Origin of the sequence: Conexibacter stalactiti, assembly GCF_033542075.1 — a bacterium.
Classification (GTDB): domain Bacteria; phylum Actinomycetota; class Thermoleophilia; order Solirubrobacterales; family Solirubrobacteraceae; genus Conexibacter; species Conexibacter stalactiti.
Genome location: NZ_JAWSTH010000051.1, coordinates 1 through 19,696 on the forward strand (window position 1 = coordinate 1; position 19,696 = coordinate 19,696).

Consider the following 19,696-nt stretch of genomic DNA (forward strand, 5'->3'; position numbering starts at 1 on the left):
CAACGGCGGCCTCATCGTGATCATCGGCGACCAACCACCAGCCGCGCCCGAGACACCCACGCCGCCGACCACCACCACACCGACGACACCGACCCCGCCACCGGCCACCACCACGCCCGCCGCACCGCCCGCGACGACGCCGACGACCCCAGCCGAGCCGCCCGTCACGACGCCGACGGCCCCGCCGGCGGGCAGACCGCTCGGCCCGCTCAGATTCCCCAACGTCGGCGACGCCGCCGCGGCCGGCGCCGGCATCCCGGTCGGCGCGCTCCTGATCTCCTCCCACACGCCGTCCGGCAGAGTCGACACGACCCCCGCCAACGCCTTCACGCTGCTGCGCACGCTCCAAGAGATCTACGGCGTCGACCCGCTCGGCTACGCCGCCGCCGACGGCATCAAGCCGCTCCCGGACAAGCTCTTCTCCGTCAGACCGTAGGCGACCTCCAGACTGGTACTGCCAGGGCGACGATGTGCGCGCGGCGATCCGCTATACGTGAGCTATGGCCATCGATCAGGATGAGCTCGCCGGCTCGCTGCGCTCCTGGCGCGACCGCGTGAAGCCCGCCGAGGCGGGCCTGCCCGGTGGCGGCCGGCGCCGCGCACCAGGCCTCCGCCGGCAGGAGGTCGCCCAGCTCGCCGGGCTGTCGGTCGACTACCTCGCGCGCCTGGAGCAGGGCCGCGCGACCAACCCGTCGCCGTCGGTGCTCGCGCCGCTGGCCCGCGCGCTGCGGCTGTCCGACGACGAGCGCGCCCACCTCTTCCGCGTCGCCGGCCAGGCCGAGCCGGCCCAAGGCGCCATCAAGCGCCACATCACGCCCAGCGTGCAGCGCGTCCTGGACCGCCTCACCGACACGCCCGTCATGGTCATCGACGCCTCGTGGCAGTGCGTCACGTCCAACCCGCTGGCGTACGCCCTCGCCGGCGACACGTCCGCGCTGCCGCTGCGCGAGCGCAACGTCGCCTGGACCGTCTTCACCGAAGGCCCGACGCGCTGGTTCCGCACCGAAGCGGAGGAGCGCCTGCTGCGCCGCGAGCTTGTCTCCGACCTGCGAGAGGCACGAAGCCGCTACCCGAACGATCGGTTGCTCGCCGAGCTCGTCGACGACCTGATGAGCGCCAGCGCCGACTTCGCCGAGCTCTGGGAGCAGCGACCGGACCGACAGCCCAACTCGGGCAGCATGACGTTCGTGCACCCTGAGATCGGGCCGGTCACGCTGGACTGCGACTTCTTCACCGTGCGCGACAGCGACCTCCGCGTGATCGTCCTCACCGCCGCTCCCGGCAGTGAGGCGGCAGGTCAGCTCGACCTGCTGGCCGCGATCGGGCTGCAGCAGTTCAGCTGACCCTCGTCCCCGCCGTCTAGGCTGCGCCGCCCATGCCCGACTGGCTTGCAGCCGCGCTGATCGCGTTCGGCGTCGCGACGATCACCACGCCGGCCGGCGTCTCCGGCGCGGTCTTCCTGCTGCCGGTGCAGGTGACGCTGCTGCACGTGCCCAATCCGGCGCTCTCGCCGACCAACCTGCTGTTCAACGTCGTCGCGACGCCCGGCGCGCTGCTCCGCTTCGCGCGACGCGACGGGTCCCTGCTGCGCGCGCCGCTGACGCGGCTGATCCTCGCCGGATCGCTGCCCGGCGTCGTGCTCGGCGCGATCCTGCGCGTCGAACTGCTCTCCAGCCGCCGGACGTTTCTGTTCGTGATCGCCGCGGTGCTCGCACCGCTCGGTCTGATGCTGCTGCGTGACCAACGCTCCAGACGACGGGTGAACGCGGTGCGCGACGCGACCGCGCCCGGCCGCTGGATCGTTCCGGTCGCGGCCGGTGTGGGGATGATCGGCGGGATCTACGGCATCGGCGGCGGCTCGCTCCTCAGCCCGCTGCTGGTCAGCGCCGGTTTCACGGTCGCCGCCGTCGCGCCCGCCGCGCTCACCTCGACGTTCGTCACGTCGGTCGTCGGCATCGCCGCCTTCCAGCTGCTCGCTCTCGCCCACGGCGGCGGCGAGCAGATCGCCCCGGAGTGGGCGACCGGCCTCGCGCTCGGAGCGGGCGGCCTCGCTGGCAGCTATCTGGGCGCCACGCTTCAGCCCCGTATCCCCGAAGCCGTGCTGCGCCGTCTGCTCGGCGTCGCGTGCATCCTCATCGCGGGCCGCTATCTGGTCGAAGCGATCGGCTGAGCTATGTCAGCGCCGCGGCCGGGCGGCGACGGCTTCGACCTCGAACAGGATGTCGGGCATCGCCAGGCCGGCGACCCCGATGACGGTCTGCGTGGGAGGGGTGTCGCCGCATCCGGCCCGCACGGCCTGGCCGATCGTCCCGAGCTTGTCGAAGTCGGGGTTCACCACGTACGTCCGCAGCTGGACGACGTCGTTGAGGTCGAGCCCGTGGGCGTCCAGGGCGACGCCCAGGTTGCGGAACGCCTGCTGCACCTGCTCGGTGAAGTCGAGCGAGACGACCGCGCCGTCCGTGTCCGATCCGTACTGACCCGAGACGAGCACCAGGTCCGTGCCAGCCGGGATGGCGGCAGTGTGGCTGTAGCCGAACGGGACCGGATCGTGCAAACCGTCCGGGTTGGCGATGGTGTGGGACATGGGGTCACCTTTCTTGTGACGTGAGCGCGAAGGCGAGCTGAGCGAGAACGACGTCGCGGTAGTCCGTGTCCTGCGGTGCGAGGTGGCCGAGGACGACCGGGTAGAGCAGGCCGACGATGTTCGCCACGACGGCCTCGACGATCGCGGCGGTGTCGAAGCGCGGGGTGAACGCGCCGCTCTCGATGCCTCGCCGCACCCCGTCGATGAACGGCTCCCGGTACTGCTCCGCGAGTGCGGCGGCGTGTTCCCGCAACTCGGCGTCATGAGCGGCGGCGGTCCAGAACTCCATCAGCATCCGCCACGTGGCGACGTCCGTGGACAGCCCTCGATCGACCATCGCGACCAACTGCTGCCACGGGTCGTCGACCTGCGCCGCGAGCTCGTCCATGGCGACCACCGCGACGGAGGTGGCATGCCTGAATGCCTCGATCAGCATGTCCTCGCGTGAGCCGAAATAGCCCTGCAGGGTGCTGACCGCCACCCCCGACGCCTCAGCGACGTCGATGAAGCGAGTGCCGGCGTAGCCGCGGTCGGCGAGGACCGCGACCACATGGTCGAGCACGAGCGCGCGCCGGGCACCGCCCGCGCGCCGGGTGCGACGAGGACTGAGGTCGCTCATGCCCATACCGTATCACCATACGGTATGGGCGTAGCGCGGCGCACCTCGTAGCCGTCGCTCTGAGCCCGGTTCAGGGGCAGGATCAGGGGCGCGCAGACGCGTGCGCTGCCGATGAGGCACCCGGAACGGTCCCATCGAGCAAGGTGGTTGTGACGTGGTCGGAAAGTTCGGTCCCGGGCGGCGTGCGCGCCGGCGGGCGTGGGTCGGCGCGGCGGTCGCGGCGTCGGCGCTACTGGCGATGAGCGGCTCGGCGGCGGCGGAGTGGCTGCCACCGCATGACCTGTCGCCGGAGGGCAACTCGTACAGCCCGAAGCTGGTCACCGGCCCGGACGGAGTCGTCCACGCCTTCTGGGACCGCGACGGCCTCTACACCGGCGGAATCGAGACCTCCGACCACATCCCCGGCGAGGGCTGGTCGGAGCCGGTGAGACTGTCGGCCAACGGCTCCGAGACCTACCCCGTGCTGCCCGGCATCGACGCCGCCGGCAACCTCTCGGCGTTCTGGGGCGAGAGCAACGGCGGCCTGCTGACGCTGCAGTCGGTGACCCGGCCGAACGGCGGCCAGTGGACGGCGCCGGCCTTGGTCACCGGCCCGTTCGCTGCCGGCGGGATGAGCGACACGACGGTCGCGCAAGGGCGGGACGGGACCGCGATCGCGCTGTGGACCGAACCCGTCTCCGGCAGCCCGGCGGCGCCGCTCCACTCGTCGGTGCGGTCGCCCGGCGGCGACTGGTCGGCGCCGACGGTCATATCGGACCCCACGAGACGTGGCAACTCGCCGATGGCCGTCATGGACCGGGAGGGGAACGCGACCGCGATCTGGTACCAGACGCCTGGCAGCAACGACCTCTTCACCTCGTCGCGGCCGGCCGGCGGCACGTGGTCGCAGCCCGAGCGGCTGTCGATCAAAGACTGGGTGGGTGCGTACGTGCTCACGGTCGCGGACGACGGGACTCTGCTTGCGGCCTGGCGCGCACGCGAGCCCAGCCTGCGCAACACGATCGCCGTCGGCATCCGGCGGCCCGGCGGCTCCTGGACGGTGTACGAGGGCATCGACGGCGGGACGGCGCTCGGTCACAACGCCGACAGCCCCGCCGTCGCGATCGGCCCCGACGGCGAGATGACCGTGACGTGGACGCGTCAGATGACGGGGGACTGGTACCGCATCCAGACGAGCACCCGCCCGGCCGGCAGCGACGCCTGGTCGGCGCCCGAGACGCTCTCGGCCGACGGCAGAAACGCCTTCGAAGCGAGAGTCGCCTACAGCCCCGACGGGACCGTGCACGCGGCCTGGCGGCGCCGCAACGACGTCAACTACATCGTGCAGGCCGTCGAGCGCGCGCCGGACGGGTCGTGGTCGGAGCCGGCCAACCTGTCGGCCGCGTCGACCGCCAACCTGGAGCTGTCCGGCATCTCGTTCGCCTTCGACGCCGACGGCGACCCGGTCGTCTCCTGGTACCGCAGCGACGGCGTCGTCGGCCGGCGGATGCAGACGACGACCGACGACACCCACGGCCCGCGCCTGGACGAGGTGACGGTGCCGGAGAGCGCGACGACGGGCGAGCGGCTGTCGTTCTCGGTCGCGCAGCCGGTCGACACCTGGTCGGAGGTCGCGGAGACGACGTGGAGCTTCGGTGACAGCGACCGCGCGCCCGAGCCCGGCATCACCGCCGAGCACACCTTCGCCGCCGCCGGCAGCTACGAGGTGACGGTCACCTCGACCGACACGCTCGGCAACCGCAGCGAGGAGACGCGCACGGTGACGGTCACCGCCCCGTCCAGAAGAGAGGACCCGCCGGTCATCGACCCGCCGGTGATCACGCCGCCGAGCGTCATGCCGCCGGTCGTCACGCCGCCGGCCGTCGTCCCCCCGCGCCCCGCCCCGCCGGCCGCCGGCAAGCCGAGCGCGAGAGCGTTCGCGGGCTGCCGCGTCCCGAAGCTGACCGGCCTGACGCTCCCGGCAGCCCGCAGACGGCTGAGAGCCGCGCACTGTCGTCTTGGCAAGGTCCGCTCCGTCGCGACGACCAGACGCGGTCCCGCCAGAATCGTCCGCGCCTCACGCAGAGCCGGCGCGAGACTGAGACGGGGCGCCAAGGTCGACGTCACGCTCGCCAGACGCTCCGGGCGCAGAAAGTAGGGCGCGCACGACCAAGAAGATCACCTTCCGCATCGGCTGACGATCCGCCGCCGGGCTCTAGCCCGCCCGGCGGTAGCGGATGTGCGTGGCCAGCGGCGAATGCAGCACCTCCACCGGCTCCATGCCGAAGGACTCGACGCCGTCGAAGATCCGCTCGCCGGACCCGAGCAAGACCGGGGCGATGTCGAGCGTGAGCTCGTCGACGACCCCGGCGATGAGCGCCTGCCGCACGGTCGAGGCGCCCCCAGCGATGTCCACGCCGTCATCGCCAGCGGTCTGGCGCGCCTGCGCGTAGGCGGCGTCGAACCCGCCGGTGACGAAATGGAAGGTCGTCCCGCCCTCCATCTCGATCGGCTCGTGAGCGTGATGGGTGAGCACGAACACCGGAGCGTGGTAGGGCGGCTCGGGTCCCCACCACCCGCGCCAGTCCTCCGCCCACTCACCGCGGATCGGCCCGAACATGTTGCGGCCCATCACGTAGGCGCCGCGCGGACGCATCAGCCAGCCGACCGCCGTCGCGTCGGCCTCGTTGGCGCGCTCGTCGCCGAGGTGCCAGCTGTGCACCTCCTGCCCCCGCTTGCCCAGCGGGTGCTCGCGACTCTGCTCCGGCCCGGCGACGAAGCCGTCAAGCGAGATCGACATATGGCACGTGGTGTCCTGCACCGGCATCCTCCCAGGTGGTTCCGACCCGCAAAGCGGAAAGGCGCAACCTAAGCCAAGCGACAGCCACCTTCAAGGCGCCGAGCAGGCGCGCGGCGTCAGCCAGCTCAGGTGGTCACCTGCCGGCGTTCGTCGTCGCCGAGCACGAGGATGCCGTGGACGATGTAGATGCAGAGGGCGAAGATCGCCAGCGACCACCACGGGTAGGCGCCGCCGACTGACAGCAGCGCGCCGATCGCGCCGAGGCCGGCCCCCACGATGCCGATGACGCGACCGTAGGTCTTGCCGCCGAGCAGCGAGATGCCGCCGGTGAGCTGGATCACGCCGAGGATGATCAGGACCCACCCGAGCGTGCTCAGGTTGGTCAGGACGAAGCGCTGGTCGTTGAGGAAGATGTTCGCGTCGTCCAGTGCGCCGATGCCGTAGATGATGTTGAGCGTGCCCACGATGATGAGCAGAATCGCCGCAGCAGCGGCGCGGCCTGTGCCTCGCATCTGTGTTCCTCCTGTCGTGCTTGATCAACGGTCCTGGGGCTCGATCTCTCGGGGGTCGCTCACGCGCGAGACGAGCCTAGGAGCCCTGGGTCCCGTCGGCCTCATGCCGATGGGATGAAAAACGATAGATCGCCTGCCGCGTCGCCGTCCGCGTCGCTGGTTGCCCATAGGATCGGCGTGTGACGGCCGTCGTGGATGCTCCATTCGGCCTCCAGGAGGCCAAGTTCGCCGTTCCCCCAGCCCGGCCGGGGACCGTCGCCAAGGCCGAGGTCGTCGCCCGCCTCTGCCGGTCGCATTCGCCGCTGACGACGGTGCTGGCCCCCGCCGGTTACGGCAAGACGACGCTGCTGGCGCGGTGGGCGCAGGTCGATCCGCGGCCGTTCGCGTGGGTCGCGTTCGATGCTCACGACGACGACGCGCTGGTGTTCCTGCGCTGCATCGCGATGGCGCTGCACCGGATTCAGCCGCTGCCGCACCAGGTCTTCGACGCGTTGTCGGAGCCGGGCGGAACGACCTTGACCAGCCGCGTTCCGCAAGTCGGGAGCGCGCTCGCCAACGTCGCGCGTCCGCTGGTGCTGGCGCTCGACGATCTGCACGCGGTCGCGAGCACCTCGTGTCTGGACGTGCTCGCGGCGCTGGTGGAGTACGTGCCCGACGGATCGCGGATCGCGGTCGCGAGCCGGGAGGCGCCGGCGCTCCCGCTCGGCCGCTGGCGGGCGCAGGGCAGTCTCGACGAGATCAGCGTGGGCGACCTGCGCCTGGACGAGGACGAGGCCGGCCAGCTGCTGGCGGCCGCCAACGTCGACCTCGACGCCGGCGAGATCTCCGCGCTCGTCGACCGGACCGAGGGCTGGCCTGCCGGCCTGTACCTGGCCGCCCTCTCGCTGCGGGCCGGCGCGCCGACCTCCACGGACGCCGCGAGCTTTGCCGGCGACGACCGCTTCGTCTCCGACTACTTCCGCCAGGAGCTGCTGTCGCGGCTGCCTGCCGCAGAAGCGCGGTTTCTGCAGCGCAGCTCGGTGCTCGATCGCATGTGCGGCAGCCTGTGCGACTCCGTGCTCCAGACCAAGCGGTCGGCACGCGTGCTGGAAGGGCTGGAGGGCACGAACTGCTTCGTCGTGCCGCTGGACCGGCGGGGCGAGTGGTATCGCTACCACCACCTGTTCGGAGAGCTGCTGCGCGACGAGCTGGGCCGCAGCGAGACGCCCGGCATGGTGCGAGCGCTCAACGGCCGCGCGATGGCGTGGTGCATCGCCCACGACGAGCAGGAAGCGGCGGTCCTCTACGGGCAGGCCGCGGGCGAGACCGACACCGTCGCCGGTCTGGTCGAAGCGCTCGCGCTGCCGCTCTACTACGACGGGCGCATGGAGACGCTGGAGGAGTGGCTCGGCTGGTTCGACGAGGAGCAGCTGGCGCGCTATCCGGCGCTCGCCGTCTGCGGCGCGTGGCTGCGGATGCTCACGGGCCGGCACACGGCTGCCGAGCGGTGGCTCGCGCTGGCCGAAGGGGCGACGACGACGGTCCCGCTCTCGGACGGCAGCGCCTCGATCGAGCCGTGGGTCGCGAACCTGCGGGCGTGCATGATGCGCGACGGCGTCGAGGCGGCGCTCGCCGACGGCGATCTGGCGCTGAAGCGGTTCGCGGCCGAGAGCGCGTGGCGGCCGGCGGCGCTGGTCGTGCGCGGCACGGCGCATGCGCTGCTCGGCGCCGAGCAGCGCGCGACAGACGACCTCGTGGCGGCGGCGGCGACCGGGCGCGAGTTCGGATCGGCGGACGTCGTCTTCGTCGCCGAGGCGCAGCTGGCCCTGCTGGCGCTCAAGCGCGGGTCGTGGGCTGCGGCCGGCGAGCGCGCCGGGGTGGCGGCGGCGCTTGTGGAGGAGACCGGCCTGCGCGACTACTCGACGAGCGCGATCGTCCACGTCACCGCGGCGCGCGTCGCGCTGCACGAGGGACGGCGCGACGACGCGCGCGCGGCGCTCGCCCGCGCGCACCGGCTGCGGCCGCTGCTGGACGAGGGCGTCCCGTGGCTGACGATCCAGGTGGGGCTGGAGCTGACGCGCGCCCACCTTGCGCTCGCCGATCCCGGCGCTGCCCGCACGGTGCTCGACGAGACCGAGCGGGTCATCTCGCTGCGTCCGAGCATGGGGCTGTTGGTGGAGGAGGCGCGGGAACTGCGCGAGCGCGTCGAGGCGAGTGTCGGGCCGTCGGGCGCGTGGGCGATGAGCCTCACAGCGGCGGAGATCCGGCTGCTCCCCTACCTCGCCACCCACCTCACGTTCCCTGAGATCGCGGGACGGCTGTTCATCTCGCGCAACACCGCCAAGACCGAGGCGATCTCGATCTATCGCAAGCTCGGCGCCTCCTCGCGCAGCGAGGCGATCGAGCGCGCGGTCGAGGTCGGGCTGCTGGAAAGCTCGATCTATCCGCCGCGGGCGACTTTCACCCTGGATGGATGACGCGCCGACGGCGCACATCGGTTCTGATGTGCGCCAGAGGCGATGAGCGACTACAGACAGCACCTGCGCCGGCTCGCCGTTCACGACGAGGCGCTCGTCAAGACGATCGCCGCGGACGGGAGCACGTTCGCGACAGCGGTCCTCGACGAGCGGACCGCCGCGCTGCTGCGCGTCGCCGCGACCGTCGCCGTCGACGCCGCGCCGGCCTCCTTCCAGCACGCCGTCGCGACCGCGCTCGCCGCGGGGGCGACGAGCGAGCAGATCGTCGCCAGCCTGGAGGCGGTCGCGCCGGTGACCGGAGCCTCGCGCGTGGTCCAGTGCGCGCCGAAGGTCGCGCTCGCGCTCGGCTACGACGTCGACGCCGCGCTCGAACGGCTCGACTCGTGAGCAACCGCGTGTCCGCGTGACCGCGTCACCTCGGCGGGGGCGCTCTCCATCGGCGGCGATTGGTCGCGCGGGTGTCGCTGATACCAGCGGGCGTAGCGACCGGCCAGCGGCGCGGCCGTGACGCCGTGCGCGAAGACCGAGAGGCCGACGGTCAGGTAGATCGCGAGCACGATCAGGCGCTCGTGCGGGAGGTTGGACTCCTCGACCACGATCACGGCGAACACGATCGACGCGAGGCCACGCGGGCCGAACCAGCCGAGGAACCCGAGCGTCGGCAGCCGCGCGTGCGACCCCGCCATCGCGATCGCGACCGGGACGATCCGCACCAACGTGAGGCTGAGCACGGCGTAGAGCGCGAGCTGCCAGGTCAGCTCGCCGAGTGAGGGGCCGAGCAGAATGGCGCCGAAGAGCACGAAGGTGACGCCGTTGAGCACGTCGCCGACCTGCTCGCCGAAGTCGTTGATCTGCCCGGGGTCACGTCGCAGCGCGAACCGGAACGTCATGCCCGCGACGAACGCGGCGATGAAGCCCGACCCGTCGAGCGCGCTCGCGGTCCCGTAGGCCAGCGCCGCGCCCGCCGCGGGGATCACCTGCCGCCACTGGTCGGCGATCAGCTCCCGCCGGCCGGCTTGGGTGACGATCGCCGCGACGACGAGCCCACCGATCACGCCGCCCAAGACTCCGTAGCCGATCTCCTCCAGCAGCAGGCTCGCGGCGCCGCGACCTCCGGAGATCTCCGATGTGACGTCGGCGACCGCCACCGCCGCGAACAGCAGCGGCACGCAGATGCCGTCGTTGAGACCGCTCTCGACGTTGAGCCCCTGGCGGATCCGCGGCGGGATCCGCGGCTCGGTCACGACCGCCTGTCCCAGCGCCGCGTCCGTCGGCGCCAGCACGACCGCCAAGATCACCGCCTCCTCGATCGTCAGCCGGTCGAAGACGACGGCCGCGACGACGGCGCCGAGCGCGATCGTCAACGGCAGCCCGATCCCCAGCAGCCGAACCGGAACACCGACCTCGCGACGCAGCTCGCGCAGGTCGATGCGCGAGGCGTCGCAGAACAGGACCAGCGCCAGCGTCGCCTCCGCCAGCGTCCGCACCGACCCGCTCGAGCTCTCGACGTCGATCTCGTCGAGCACCTCCGGTCCCACCAGCAGCCCGACCACGACGAAGACCATCACCGGTGTGACCGGCGTCCCCGACAGCCGCCGCGAGATCGCCGCCACGCCGAGCAACGTCAGCGCCACGATCGCGGGCGCCCACTCCATTCAGAGCCCGTCGACCTCGGACGATCCGCGGGCGCGCAGACGCGCGCCCGCGTGGCGGCCTTCGGCTCTCTGACTCAGGTACTGCTCCGCGACCGACGAGAGCAGCGCGACGAGCACGCCGAGCCCCGTGAGGATGTAGACGACCGTGAACAGCTGCGTTCCGGCGCTGGTCGGCGAGAGGTCGCCGAACCCGACCGTCGTCAACGTCACGACGGAGAAGTAGAGCGCCTCGACGATCGTCCAGTCCTCGAAGCGCCAGTAGAAGAGCGTCCCCGTCAGCACCAGCGCGCCCGCGACCACCGGCAGCGCCTTGGTCTCGGGATTGCGCCAGACGGCGGCGAGGGCGGCAGCGAGCCGACGGGCCGCGAGCAGGAGCGGGATCACCGCTGCTCAGCACCCTCGCGCGCGGCCGCGTCCAGCTCGCGGGAGAGTTCGTCGGCGTCGGCGTCGACCTCTCTCTCGATCAGCTTGTCGGCGTGGCTCACCGCCTGCTCGAACTGCTCGCCGAGCTTCGACTCGCCGATCACGATCACGGCCGCGGTCGCGTTCTCCAACTGCTCGCCGAGCTCCTTGAGATCGTGGCGCGGGATCCCGCGCGAGAAGTGCCCGGCCAGGCCGCCGGCGCCCGCGCCGACGATCGCGCTCCCGAGCACCGCGGGCGGGAACACGAGCCCGACCAGCGCGCCGACGCCGGCCCCGGTCCAGGCGCCGTGCTGGGTCGGCTTCTCGGTCTTGGTGACGCGGACCTTGCCGTTCTCGTCCTTGCGGATCACGGCCGAGTCGAACGTCCCGATCGCACCCGCGGCGTGCAGCTCGAAGACGGCCTCGTAGTCCGACTCGGCCGTCGCGATGTCGTCGTAGACGGCGGCGTAGAGGAAGACGGGCTTGCGGGACATTGCGGCCTCCTTGTTGATTGGGTGATCCGGGTTCGTCAGCCCTGCGGCTCGATCTCGCTCGGCCGCCAGCTCATGTCGAAGAACGACTGCAGCGGGCTGTAGAGGCGCAGGATCGGGAACCAGCCCTTGCCTTCAGTCGTCTGGATCCAGTCGCTCGCCGGGCTGTCCGAAGGCCGCTCCGGGCCGAACGTGACCGTCGTGGGGCCGTCGTCGTTCGCGGTGGCCGCCGGCGACGGATAGGACTGGCTCCCGGCGCGCGGGTACTGCGATCCGACTCCGGTGAGCCGCATGCAGATCGCGGGCGTGACCGGCGCGAACGGCTCGCCCTTGACGATCCCGATCGCGGCCAGCTCGCCGGCCAGCTCGATCTCCGTGCTGCCCGCCGGCTGCTCCTGCACCAGCTCGTTCAGCAGCTCGTAGAAGCCGACGTCATTCGGCGGGATCGTGTTGAACGCCTTCCCGCTCGCCTCGACGAACACCGTCTCGGGGATGTCGGCCGGCGGGTCGCGCCGCACCTCGCCTTGCAGCAGCGTGGCGATGCTGGTGCCGGAGCCGCCCTGAGCGTAGGGATGGATCTTCGTCATGCGCTTGATCAGCTCGACGGTCGGAGCGGGGTCCATGCCCGGGTTCTCGTTGATGAACGAGCGGCCGAGCATGAACGCCCGCGTCGTGCGCGAATGCCCCACGTGGTAGCCGCTGTCAGGCAGCGACCCCTCGTAGCCCGGCCCGACAGCGCGTACGTCGAGGCTCCTGCGAACCCGTTCAGGAACACGTTGAGGGCGTGCGTGAAATCGAGATGGTCGTACACGCGCTCGGTGGTCTCAGGGCTCGGGAACCCGTCGACGAAGTCGAGCGCCCGAGCCGGCTGTCCAGCCGGTCAGGCGTCGAGATCGCCTGAAGCGTCTCGCCGGAAACGGACATGTGTGACTCCTGGTGGCTGGGGCTCGGGCGTCGCGCCGAGCCTAAGCAGGCACCTCCCCGTCCTCGTCATCCCGCTGGGATGAAATCGAGTCGCTCCGGGACGTTTCGATGGTGCGGCGTTACCATCGGCGCAGCGGTCCGGGCTCGTGCCTCCTCAGCCCGCGACGCGATTCACCATGACCAAACCTCGCATCTACACGATGAGCTTCGCGAGGGTCTACCCCCTCTACGTCGCGAAGGCAGAGAGGAAAGCTCGCACTCGCGCAGAGGTCGACGAGATCATCCGCTGGCTGACGGGCTACAGCCAGGACGCGCTGGCAGCTCAGCTCGAAGCGCAGGTCGACGTCGAGACCTTCCTTGCGGATGCCCCTCGATTGAATCCTGCGCGCGCCTTGATCAGAGGCGCCGTCTGCGGCGTGCGCGTAGAGGACCTCAGCGAATCTCCCATGAAGGAGATCCGCTACTTGGACAAGCTGATCGACGAGCTGGCGAAGGGGAAGGCGATGGACAAGATCCTGCGCGTCACCCCACCGGCTGCTTGATCGCGCGGATGGTGGTTGCTAGAGGGTCGCTCTGAGGGTTGGGCGCTAGGCGGCATCGGGGACGACCACGACCTTGCCGGAGAGTTCGCCCGCGCCCGCGCGGGCGTGAACATCCGCCAGCTCGCTCAGCGGCACATGCTCGGCGACGTCGACGCGCAGCTCGCCGCGGTCGGTCATCGCCACGAGCTTGGACAGTTGCTCGGCGTCGCTGCGGACGAAGACGCCGACGGCGCGCACGCCGCGCTCCTCGTCACCGGGGGTGGGGATCGTCGGCACCGTGTTGACGACGACGCCACCGGGACGGATCAGGGTGACGAGGGCGACGAGCTCCTCGGCGGCGATCCGCGCGAGGTTGAGGAGCACGTCAACCGGCTCGGTGACCGCCGCGGTGACCGCGGTGGAGGTGTGGTCGATGACCTCGTCAGCGCCCGCCGACCGGACGCGGTCGCTGCTGCGCGGGCTGGCGGTGGCGATCACGTGCGCGCCGGCGCGCTTGGCCAGCTGCACGGCGTAGCCGCCCACCGCACCGCCGGCGCCGTTGATCAGCACGCGCTGGCCGGCCGTCAGCCCGGCGTCGTCGAAGAGCGCCTGGTAGGCGGTGAGGCCGACCATCGGCAGCGCGGCGGCGTCCGCGAGCGGGATGCTCGTCGGCGCCGGCACGAGGCTCTCGGCGGGTGCGACGACGTACTCGGCCGCCGCGCCGGGAGCGACCATGGGCAGGAAGCCGACGACCGCGTCGCCGACCGACACGTTCGCGACGCCGTCCCCGAGCGCGTCGACCGTGCCGGAGACCTCGATCCCCGGGGTGTGCGGCAGCTCCACCGGGAACGGGCCCCGCAGGTAGCCGCCGCGGATGCCGTCGTCGACCGGGTTGAACGCCGCGCCAGCGACGCGGACACGCACCTCGCCGGCGCCGGGGTCGGGCGTCTCGACGTCTTCGAAGCGCAGAACGCTGGGATCGCCGTAGTCGTGAAACCGCATGGCCTTCATGGGGGCCTCCTTGGTGATGTGATTGCGCTGTGCGCTTCGAATTCGAAGCACTCTGGCGATCACCCTAGCACTGCTTCAAGTTCGAAGCAAAATCAAGGCGCTTTGACTTCGAAGCACCTAGACTTGGGCCCGTGCCCGACACTCCGCCATCCCTCGATCCCGCCCAGCTCGGCGCCTACTTCGCGCTCGTCGAGGTCTCGAGCCTGCTGCGCCACCAGGTCGAGCAGCAGTTGCGCGACGCCGGCGACCTGAGCTTCGTCCAGTTCCAGCTGCTCGCGCGGCTCGGCGATTCGCCGACCGGCAGCCAGCGGATGACCGACCTCGCCGACGGCGTCGTCTACAGCCGCAGCGGCCTCACGTATCAGGCGGGACTGCTGGAGAAGGCCGGGCTGGTGACGCGCTCGCCATCCGCCGACGATGAGCGCAGCGTGACCGTCACGATCACCGACGCCGGCCGCGAGCGACTGGCGAAGGTCTTCCCCGGTCACATCGAGGTCGTCCAGCAACTGCTGTTCGAGGTGCTCTCCCCGCGCGACGTGCAGGCGCTCGCCGCGCTGTTGACGCCGGTGCGCGACCACATGCGCTCGACCCCGCCCCGCTCTGCCGCGCCGCGCCGTCGCCGGCGCTAGCGGTCAGCCCTGGCCCGTACCCGCCGCCCGCGCCCGCGCCCCGCGCCCGCGCCCGCGGACAAGATCTTGTCGCCGCCGATCCGCCCGCCCCTCTGCTGTGCCGCGACTCAGCGGCGCTCGGCTCTCGCGCAGGTGCTCTGCGCCCCGAGCGCGACGCCGCCGACCGCCGCCGTGACGGCATCGTCCGCGTTGCCTCTGAGCGCGCGCGGGCCGAGGCCGGTCACCGTCAGGTAGGTCCGCAGCTCGCGCCGCATGCAGCGCAGGAAGGCCGGCGAGCGGCCCTCGCTTCTCAGCGCTCTGACCAGCTCGGCGGCGAGATAGTCGGCGACCGCCGCCGGGCATCTCTCGACCAGTCTCAGCGTCGCGCGCTGGAGGCTTCTGTCTCTGCTCGACGCCAGCTTCGCGAAGCGGCGGACAGCCTCGTCGGAGAGCGCGGCGAACTGCTTCTGCATACAGGCGCGAACCGGCGCGCTCGTCGACAGCCCCCTGTCGCCCGGCTTGCCCGCGCCGGCGACGAGCAGCGAGCGGAGGAAGTCGGTGTCGCTGCGGTCGACTCTCCAGGCGCCGCCCTCGCGCGCCAGCTCGATCGTGCCGGCGATCCGCGCGAGCCCGTCGCCCGGCGGCACCTCGACCTGCGCCGTCGCACGCTCGGCGCGCACGACGACCTGCTCGACACGGGCGCCGCTCAGCGCGTCGTCCTCATCCGCGGCGAGGCAGCGCGCCATCGTGCCGTAGGTCTCGGCGACGTACCGTCTCGTCATCAGTCTGCAGCCGACCTGCGGATCGGCGGTCTCCAGCATCTCCAGCGCGACCGCTCTGACCTGCTCCTGCGGACTCGGCCGGTCGGGCTCGTCGGAGCCGGAACCGGAGCCGCAGGCGCTCAGGCCGAGCGCGAGGACGGCCAGCAGGAGCGGGACGAGGCGGCGGGACATGCCACACCGGTTCCCCGTGCAGCCCGCGTCCATGCGCGCGCACGCGCCACGCTGACCGGGAGGCGAGCGGAGCCGCACCCGTCGCGCTGTGGTGGAATCAGCGGATGGGGCGCGCGCTCTACGACGAGATCGGGGGCGGATATGTCTCCCGCCGGCAGCCGGATCCGACGATCGCGGCAGCGATCGACGCGGCGCTCGGCGATGCGCGCAGCGTCCTGAACGTCGGTGCCGGAACCGGATCGTACGAGCCCGTCGATCGCGACGTGGTGGCGGTCGAGCCGTCAGCGGTGATGATCGACCAGCGCCCTGCCGACGCCGCGCCGGCGATCCAGGCGAGCGCCGACGCGCTGCCCTTCGCCGACGACTCGTTCGACGCCGCGATGGCGATCTTCAGCGACCACCACTGGCCCGACCGCGACGCCGGCCTGCGCGAGCTGCGACGCGTCGCGCGACGCCGCGTCGTCATCGTCAACGCCGATCCAGGCGAAGCCGAGCGCTTCTGGCTCACGACCGACTACCTCCCCGGCTTCCTTCGCCTCATCCCAGCACGCCACCGCACCCCAGGGACATGGGAAGCAGACCTGACCCACGCGCTCGGCCAGCTCCGGCGGATCCCTCTGCCGATTCCTCACGACTGCGCGGACGGGTTCTACGGCGCCTACTGGCGCCGCCCTGAGCGGTACCTCGACCCCGCCGCGCGCGCAGCGATCTCGGTCTTCAGCCGGCTCGGAGACGACGAGATCGCCGACGCGATGGCACGACTGCGCGACGACCTCACCTCCGGCCGCTGGAACGACCGACACGCCAACCTGCTCGACCGTCCCGCCCTCGACCTCGGCTACGCCATCCTCGTCGCCGACGCGAGCGCAGCGACCACACACCAACAGCCTCGTCGAGTCCAATGACCGCTCATGGCAGCTCACCGCCCCAACGGTGCATCCAGCAACCGGGGCACGTATTCCAGCAGCTGGGAGCGGTCATCGAAGGTGCGGCTCTCCACCAGCTCCCTCACCAGATCCACGACGTCGCCGGACAGCACCGTGGTGTTGGGCCACGCATAGGGCGACTTCAGCGTCGAGGAGATGACCACCTTCTCAGCTGCGGCGAGCCCCGTGATCGACTCGGTCTCGTCGTCGCTGAAGTCGTCGGCCCGTGCGCTTTGCGCCATCCCGACATCAGCTCATAGGTCTTCGATCCCATCAGCACGATGAAGCCGCTTTCCGGCTGGCCCTCCAGCCAACCGAGATACTCGGGTCCTTCCAGGCCCCACCACCCCGGCCAGCCTTCGGCCGCCCCGTACCCGTCGAGCCGGCGCCAAACTCATCGCTCGACGGCCGATCCCCCCGCCCTCGTCTGAGCGCGGCACGAGATGAGCGATGCCAGCGGGCGTATCGGCGGGTAGCTCTACGACGAGTAGCGCCGCGGCAGGATCATCTGCGGGTTGTCATCCAGCACCACGTCCGGCGGGCCGTACTTGGCCGCGACGGCGCGGATCTCCGGTTCGTCGAGGATGAGCAGCCGGCCCTCCTGGGAGATCACCGTTTCGCCCACGCGCACGGTGGGGCGATCGAACTGGCAGTCGCAATGCGCGTAGCCCGGCTGCGAGGGATCCGCGATGCCGTCGTCGGTGAGGCCGTCGATCCCGAGGTAGAACGCGCCTGCGTGCTTCTCGCGCTCGAACTGCGAGCCGCCGTCGAGCCGCACCTTCGGGTTGACGCCCAACAGCGCGTGACGCATGTAGAAGCCCTTGGGTCCGAAGCGGCGCAGCTGCTCGGCGGCGACGCCTCCTTCGATCCCGGCGACGAGGTTGTCCTCCATCGTCACCGTCAACGTCTCCTCCGGCACGCCGGTGGCGGTCGAATCCTCCACCACGAAGACACCGTTGCAGTCGCCGGGGTAGAAGTTCACGCCGCCGTACGGGAACGGCCGCCAGCCGCCCGGGACGAGCGGCCCGTCGTCGGGCGTCAGCGTGATGTCGCTGAACGTCAGGTCGGTGCCCTGCGCCGTCGTGAGATGGATCTCCTCGCCGCTGCCCATGATCTCGGCGGCACGGCGCATGATCGCGTAGAACACCTCCGGAGGCAGCCGCGCGCCCGTGTTCAGGCAGGCGGCCGTCGCGGCCATGTGCAGGGAGACGAAGCGCGCGTTCTTCTGTGCCACCTGCGAGAAGAACAGCGGCTGGCAGTGGACCTCGGCCCACCAGGTGCAGGTGATGACGACGTCGGCGCGGCCATGGGCCGCCTCGGCGATCGAGGCCTGGCCAGGGTTCTCGGGATCGCATCCGCCGGGGCTGAACGGCTCGACCGACAGCACATGGACGTTGGCGCCACGGACCGCCGCGGCGGCGCTCAGCGCCTGCAGGACGACCGGGTCGACGGTGTGCTCGGTCAGGATCAGCACCTTCTCGCCGGATCTGACGCCGGCGTACTCCATCAGGTTGCCGGCGCCCGGCATCAGCTCGACGATCCCGAGCGGTGCCGCCGTGGGCGTGTCGAAGTAGCTGAACGGGCCGCCGGCGTATGGCGTATGGGGCATGACTCTCTCTTCTCGTCGGTGTGCGGGTGGTCAGGTGAAGCTGGGAGGCGGCTGGAAGCCGGGCAGGAGCGCGCCGACGTCGTCGTGGTCACTCACGTCGCTCTCCTTCGGAGCACGGCCATCCGCGGTTGCTTTGCCTGGAGGTAGAGGATCAGCAGGAACGCGCTGAGCACCACGACGTCGCGCACGTCCGCGTTCCAATAGCGCGCGATGTAGCCCTCGGCCGCTGCGACGACGAGCGCACCGACGACCGCGCCGCCGTATCGACCGATGCCGCCGATCGAGATGGCCATGAACGCCTTGATCGCGATGTACTCGCCGCTCGTGTACGCGACGCCCTGGGCCGGCGCGACGACGAATGCCGCGACCGCCGCGAGGACCGCGCCGATCGTGAACGCCGCCGTCGCGAATGCGGGCACGTTGATGCCGAGCATGCGGGCGCCGGCCTCGTTGTCCGCGCACGCGCGCATCGTCCGCCCGACGTCGGTGCGCTTGAAGAACGCCACGAGGCCAGCCGTCAGCACCGCCGCCGTCGCCCAGACGATCAGCTCCTGCCGGCCGATCAGCACGCCGCCGAGGTCCAGCGGGGGCCCCGCGACGAAGACCGCCGGGCGGATCACGGTCACCGGCACGAGCGCCGCCGCCAACTGCAGCAGCACGAGCGCCAGGCCGAGCGTCACGAGCATGGGCGCCAGCCCTCGATCTCTCAACGGCCGCAGCGTGATTCGCTCGGCGGCGGCGCCGACGACGCCGACGACGAGCACGACGACCGCACCGACGAGCACGAACGACGTCAGCCCGAGCCGCGCCTGGGCCTCGTAGGCGACGACCGCGCCGAGCACGTAGAAGCCGCCGATCGCGAGGTTCAGGTACCCGCACGCGTTGTAGACGATGTTCCAGCCCAGCCCGACGAGCAGGTAGGCGGACGCGGCGGTGAGAATGCCCTGGGTGGTCTGCAGGAAGTCGATCATGCGGCGGCGCTCCCACTCGCGAAGTAGCTCTCCAACAGCTGCTCGACGGCGCGCCTGTCGCCGACCGCGGCCGAGTGCACGATCCGCCCCTGCTGCAGCACCGCGCAGCGGTCGGACGTGTCGAGCGCCTCGAGCACGCGCTGCTCGACCAGCAGCACGATCCGGCCTTCGTCGGCGAGCTCGCGGCAGAGCTTCAGGACGTGCCGCCAGACGATCGGCGCCAGTCCGATCGACGGCTCGTCCAGCAACAGCACGCGCGGGCGCATCAGCAGCGCCCGGCCGACCGCCACCATCTGCTGCTGTCCGCCGGACAGCGATCCGACGCGGTCGTCCATCCGCTCGCCGACGATCGGCAGCGCAGCGACCACCGCGTCGACCCGCTCCTGTGCGTCACGTCGCCCCGCGCGCCCGGCGCGCAGGGCGACGCGCAGGTTGTCGCGCACGGTCAAGCTCGGGAACAGGCCACGTCCCTCCGGCACGATCGACAGCCCGCGCGCCAGCCGCGCGCGCATGTCGAGCGCGAGCAGATCCTCGCCGCCCAGCAGCGCGCTGCCGGCGCTGGCCGGGATCGCGCCCAGCAGCGCTCGCAGCAGCGTGCTCTTGCCGGCTCCGTTGGGACCGCCGACGAGCGTCAGCTCACCTGGACGCAGCGTCAGCGACACGTCGCGCAGCACG

21 protein-coding genes and 2 pseudogenes are annotated in these 19,696 nt (G+C 71.4%); 9 read left to right on the forward strand and 14 right to left on the reverse strand.

Annotated elements, in window-relative coordinates:
* From R7226_RS18035 to R7226_RS18045, 3 genes and pseudogenes are all read left to right on the forward strand, one after another.
* Positions 1–436: pseudogene (locus R7226_RS18035) on the forward strand (hypothetical protein); the annotation flags it as partial.
* Between the two features lie 64 nt (positions 437–500).
* Positions 501–1,343 carry a helix-turn-helix transcriptional regulator gene (locus R7226_RS18040; RefSeq protein WP_318598633.1) on the forward strand — a complete coding sequence of 281 codons (843 nt, stop codon included), beginning with the start codon at positions 501–503 and terminating at the stop codon, positions 1,341–1,343.
* A gap of 32 nt (positions 1,344–1,375) precedes the next feature.
* Entirely contained in the window at positions 1,376–2,170 is a 795-nt protein-coding gene (locus R7226_RS18045) for a sulfite exporter TauE/SafE family protein (protein ID WP_318598634.1), read from the forward strand.
* A gap of 6 nt (positions 2,171–2,176) precedes the next feature.
* On the opposite strand, the gene R7226_RS18050 is transcribed toward R7226_RS18045, so the two are convergent.
* Positions 2,177–2,584 (reverse strand): RidA family protein, encoded by a 408-nt coding sequence (locus tag R7226_RS18050; protein WP_318598635.1) that lies wholly within the window; start codon positions 2,582–2,584, stop codon positions 2,177–2,179.
* A 4-nt stretch (positions 2,585–2,588) separates the two neighbouring features.
* The gene (locus tag R7226_RS18055) at positions 2,589–3,203 is read right to left on the reverse strand and encodes a TetR/AcrR family transcriptional regulator (protein WP_318598636.1); all 615 of its coding nucleotides are present in this window, start codon (positions 3,201–3,203) and stop codon (positions 2,589–2,591) included.
* A 154-nt stretch (positions 3,204–3,357) separates the two neighbouring features.
* Here R7226_RS18055 and R7226_RS18060 point away from each other — a divergent pair, with 154 nt between their 5' ends.
* Positions 3,358–5,340, forward strand: a complete 1,983-nt coding sequence (locus R7226_RS18060; RefSeq protein WP_318598637.1) for a PKD domain-containing protein — start codon at positions 3,358–3,360, stop codon at positions 5,338–5,340.
* Between the two features lie 57 nt (positions 5,341–5,397).
* Here the strand turns inward: R7226_RS18060 and R7226_RS18065 are convergent, their stop codons facing one another.
* Together R7226_RS18065 and R7226_RS18070 are read right to left on the reverse strand one after the other, a co-directional pair.
* The gene (locus R7226_RS18065; protein ID WP_318598638.1) at positions 5,398–6,003 is read right to left on the reverse strand and encodes a dihydrofolate reductase family protein; all 606 of its coding nucleotides are present in this window, start codon (positions 6,001–6,003) and stop codon (positions 5,398–5,400) included.
* Between the two features lie 104 nt (positions 6,004–6,107).
* Positions 6,108–6,494, reverse strand: coding sequence for a DUF7144 family membrane protein (locus R7226_RS18070; protein ID WP_449720094.1), 387 nt, complete (start codon positions 6,492–6,494; stop codon positions 6,108–6,110).
* Positions 6,495–6,673: 179 nt separating this feature from the next.
* Between R7226_RS18070 and R7226_RS18075 the strand changes: the two genes are divergently transcribed.
* Together R7226_RS18075 and R7226_RS18080 are read left to right on the forward strand one after the other, a co-directional pair.
* A complete protein-coding gene (locus R7226_RS18075; protein ID WP_318598640.1) occupies positions 6,674–8,950 on the forward strand; it encodes a LuxR C-terminal-related transcriptional regulator in 2,277 nt (758 codons plus the stop codon).
* Between the two features lie 42 nt (positions 8,951–8,992).
* Positions 8,993–9,337: a hypothetical protein gene (locus R7226_RS18080; RefSeq protein WP_318598641.1), complete on the forward strand. Its 345-nt coding sequence runs from the start codon at positions 8,993–8,995 to the stop codon at positions 9,335–9,337.
* Here the strand turns inward: R7226_RS18080 and R7226_RS18085 are convergent.
* The 4 genes from R7226_RS18085 to R7226_RS18100 are packed head-to-tail and all read right to left on the reverse strand — an operon-like array spanning position 9,298 to position 12,187.
* On the reverse strand, positions 9,298–10,605 hold the full coding sequence (locus R7226_RS18085) for a cation:proton antiporter (RefSeq protein ID WP_318598642.1): 1,308 nt from the start codon (positions 10,603–10,605) through the stop codon (positions 9,298–9,300). The genes R7226_RS18080 and R7226_RS18085 overlap by 40 nt on opposite strands.
* Positions 10,606–10,989 carry a potassium channel family protein gene (locus R7226_RS18090; RefSeq protein WP_318598643.1) on the reverse strand — a complete coding sequence of 128 codons (384 nt, stop codon included), beginning with the start codon at positions 10,987–10,989 and terminating at the stop codon, positions 10,606–10,608.
* Positions 10,986–11,501, reverse strand: coding sequence for a DUF1269 domain-containing protein (locus R7226_RS18095; RefSeq protein ID WP_318598644.1), 516 nt, complete (start codon positions 11,499–11,501; stop codon positions 10,986–10,988). The genes R7226_RS18090 and R7226_RS18095 overlap by 4 nt, the downstream gene beginning before the upstream one ends.
* Positions 11,502–11,536: 35 nt before the next feature.
* A complete protein-coding gene (locus R7226_RS18100; protein WP_318598645.1) occupies positions 11,537–12,187 on the reverse strand; it encodes a DUF1214 domain-containing protein in 651 nt (216 codons plus the stop codon).
* A 411-nt stretch (positions 12,188–12,598) separates the two neighbouring features.
* Between R7226_RS18100 and R7226_RS18105 the strand changes: the two genes are divergently transcribed.
* Positions 12,599–12,964, forward strand: a complete 366-nt coding sequence (locus R7226_RS18105) for a DUF2200 domain-containing protein (RefSeq protein WP_404827872.1) — start codon at positions 12,599–12,601, stop codon at positions 12,962–12,964.
* A gap of 45 nt (positions 12,965–13,009) precedes the next feature.
* Here the strand turns inward: R7226_RS18105 and R7226_RS18110 are convergent, their stop codons facing one another.
* On the reverse strand, positions 13,010–13,954 hold the full coding sequence (locus R7226_RS18110) for an NADP-dependent oxidoreductase (RefSeq protein ID WP_318598648.1): 945 nt from the start codon (positions 13,952–13,954) through the stop codon (positions 13,010–13,012).
* A gap of 131 nt (positions 13,955–14,085) precedes the next feature.
* Between R7226_RS18110 and R7226_RS18115 the strand changes: the two genes are divergently transcribed.
* Positions 14,086–14,583, forward strand: coding sequence for a MarR family winged helix-turn-helix transcriptional regulator (locus R7226_RS18115; protein WP_318598649.1), 498 nt, complete (start codon positions 14,086–14,088; stop codon positions 14,581–14,583).
* 107 nt (positions 14,584–14,690) lie between these two features.
* Here R7226_RS18115 and R7226_RS18120 read toward each other — a convergent pair whose 3' ends face one another.
* The gene (locus R7226_RS18120) at positions 14,691–15,515 is read right to left on the reverse strand and encodes a hypothetical protein (protein ID WP_318598650.1); all 825 of its coding nucleotides are present in this window, start codon (positions 15,513–15,515) and stop codon (positions 14,691–14,693) included.
* 104 nt (positions 15,516–15,619) lie between these two features.
* Here R7226_RS18120 and R7226_RS18125 point away from each other — a divergent pair, with 104 nt between their 5' ends.
* Complete coding sequence (locus tag R7226_RS18125) at positions 15,620–16,420, forward strand: class I SAM-dependent methyltransferase (RefSeq protein ID WP_318598651.1); 801 nt, start codon at positions 15,620–15,622, stop codon at positions 16,418–16,420.
* A gap of 14 nt (positions 16,421–16,434) precedes the next feature.
* On the opposite strand, the gene R7226_RS18130 is transcribed toward R7226_RS18125, so the two are convergent.
* The 4 genes and pseudogenes from R7226_RS18130 to R7226_RS18145 all read right to left on the reverse strand — a co-directional run.
* Positions 16,435–16,683, reverse strand: a complete 249-nt coding sequence (locus R7226_RS18130; protein WP_318598652.1) for a hypothetical protein — start codon at positions 16,681–16,683, stop codon at positions 16,435–16,437.
* Positions 16,684–16,919: 236 nt separating this feature from the next.
* Positions 16,920–18,050: a M29 family metallopeptidase gene (locus R7226_RS18135; protein WP_318598653.1), complete on the reverse strand. Its 1,131-nt coding sequence runs from the start codon at positions 18,048–18,050 to the stop codon at positions 16,920–16,922.
* A 92-nt stretch (positions 18,051–18,142) separates the two neighbouring features.
* Complete coding sequence (locus tag R7226_RS18140) at positions 18,143–19,021, reverse strand: branched-chain amino acid ABC transporter permease (RefSeq protein ID WP_318598654.1); 879 nt, start codon at positions 19,019–19,021, stop codon at positions 18,143–18,145.
* A pseudogene (locus R7226_RS18145) lies at positions 19,018–19,680 on the reverse strand (ABC transporter ATP-binding protein); the annotation flags it as partial. The pseudogene R7226_RS18145 and the gene R7226_RS18140, both read right to left, overlap by 4 nt.
* Positions 19,681–19,696: the final 16 nt, after the last annotated feature.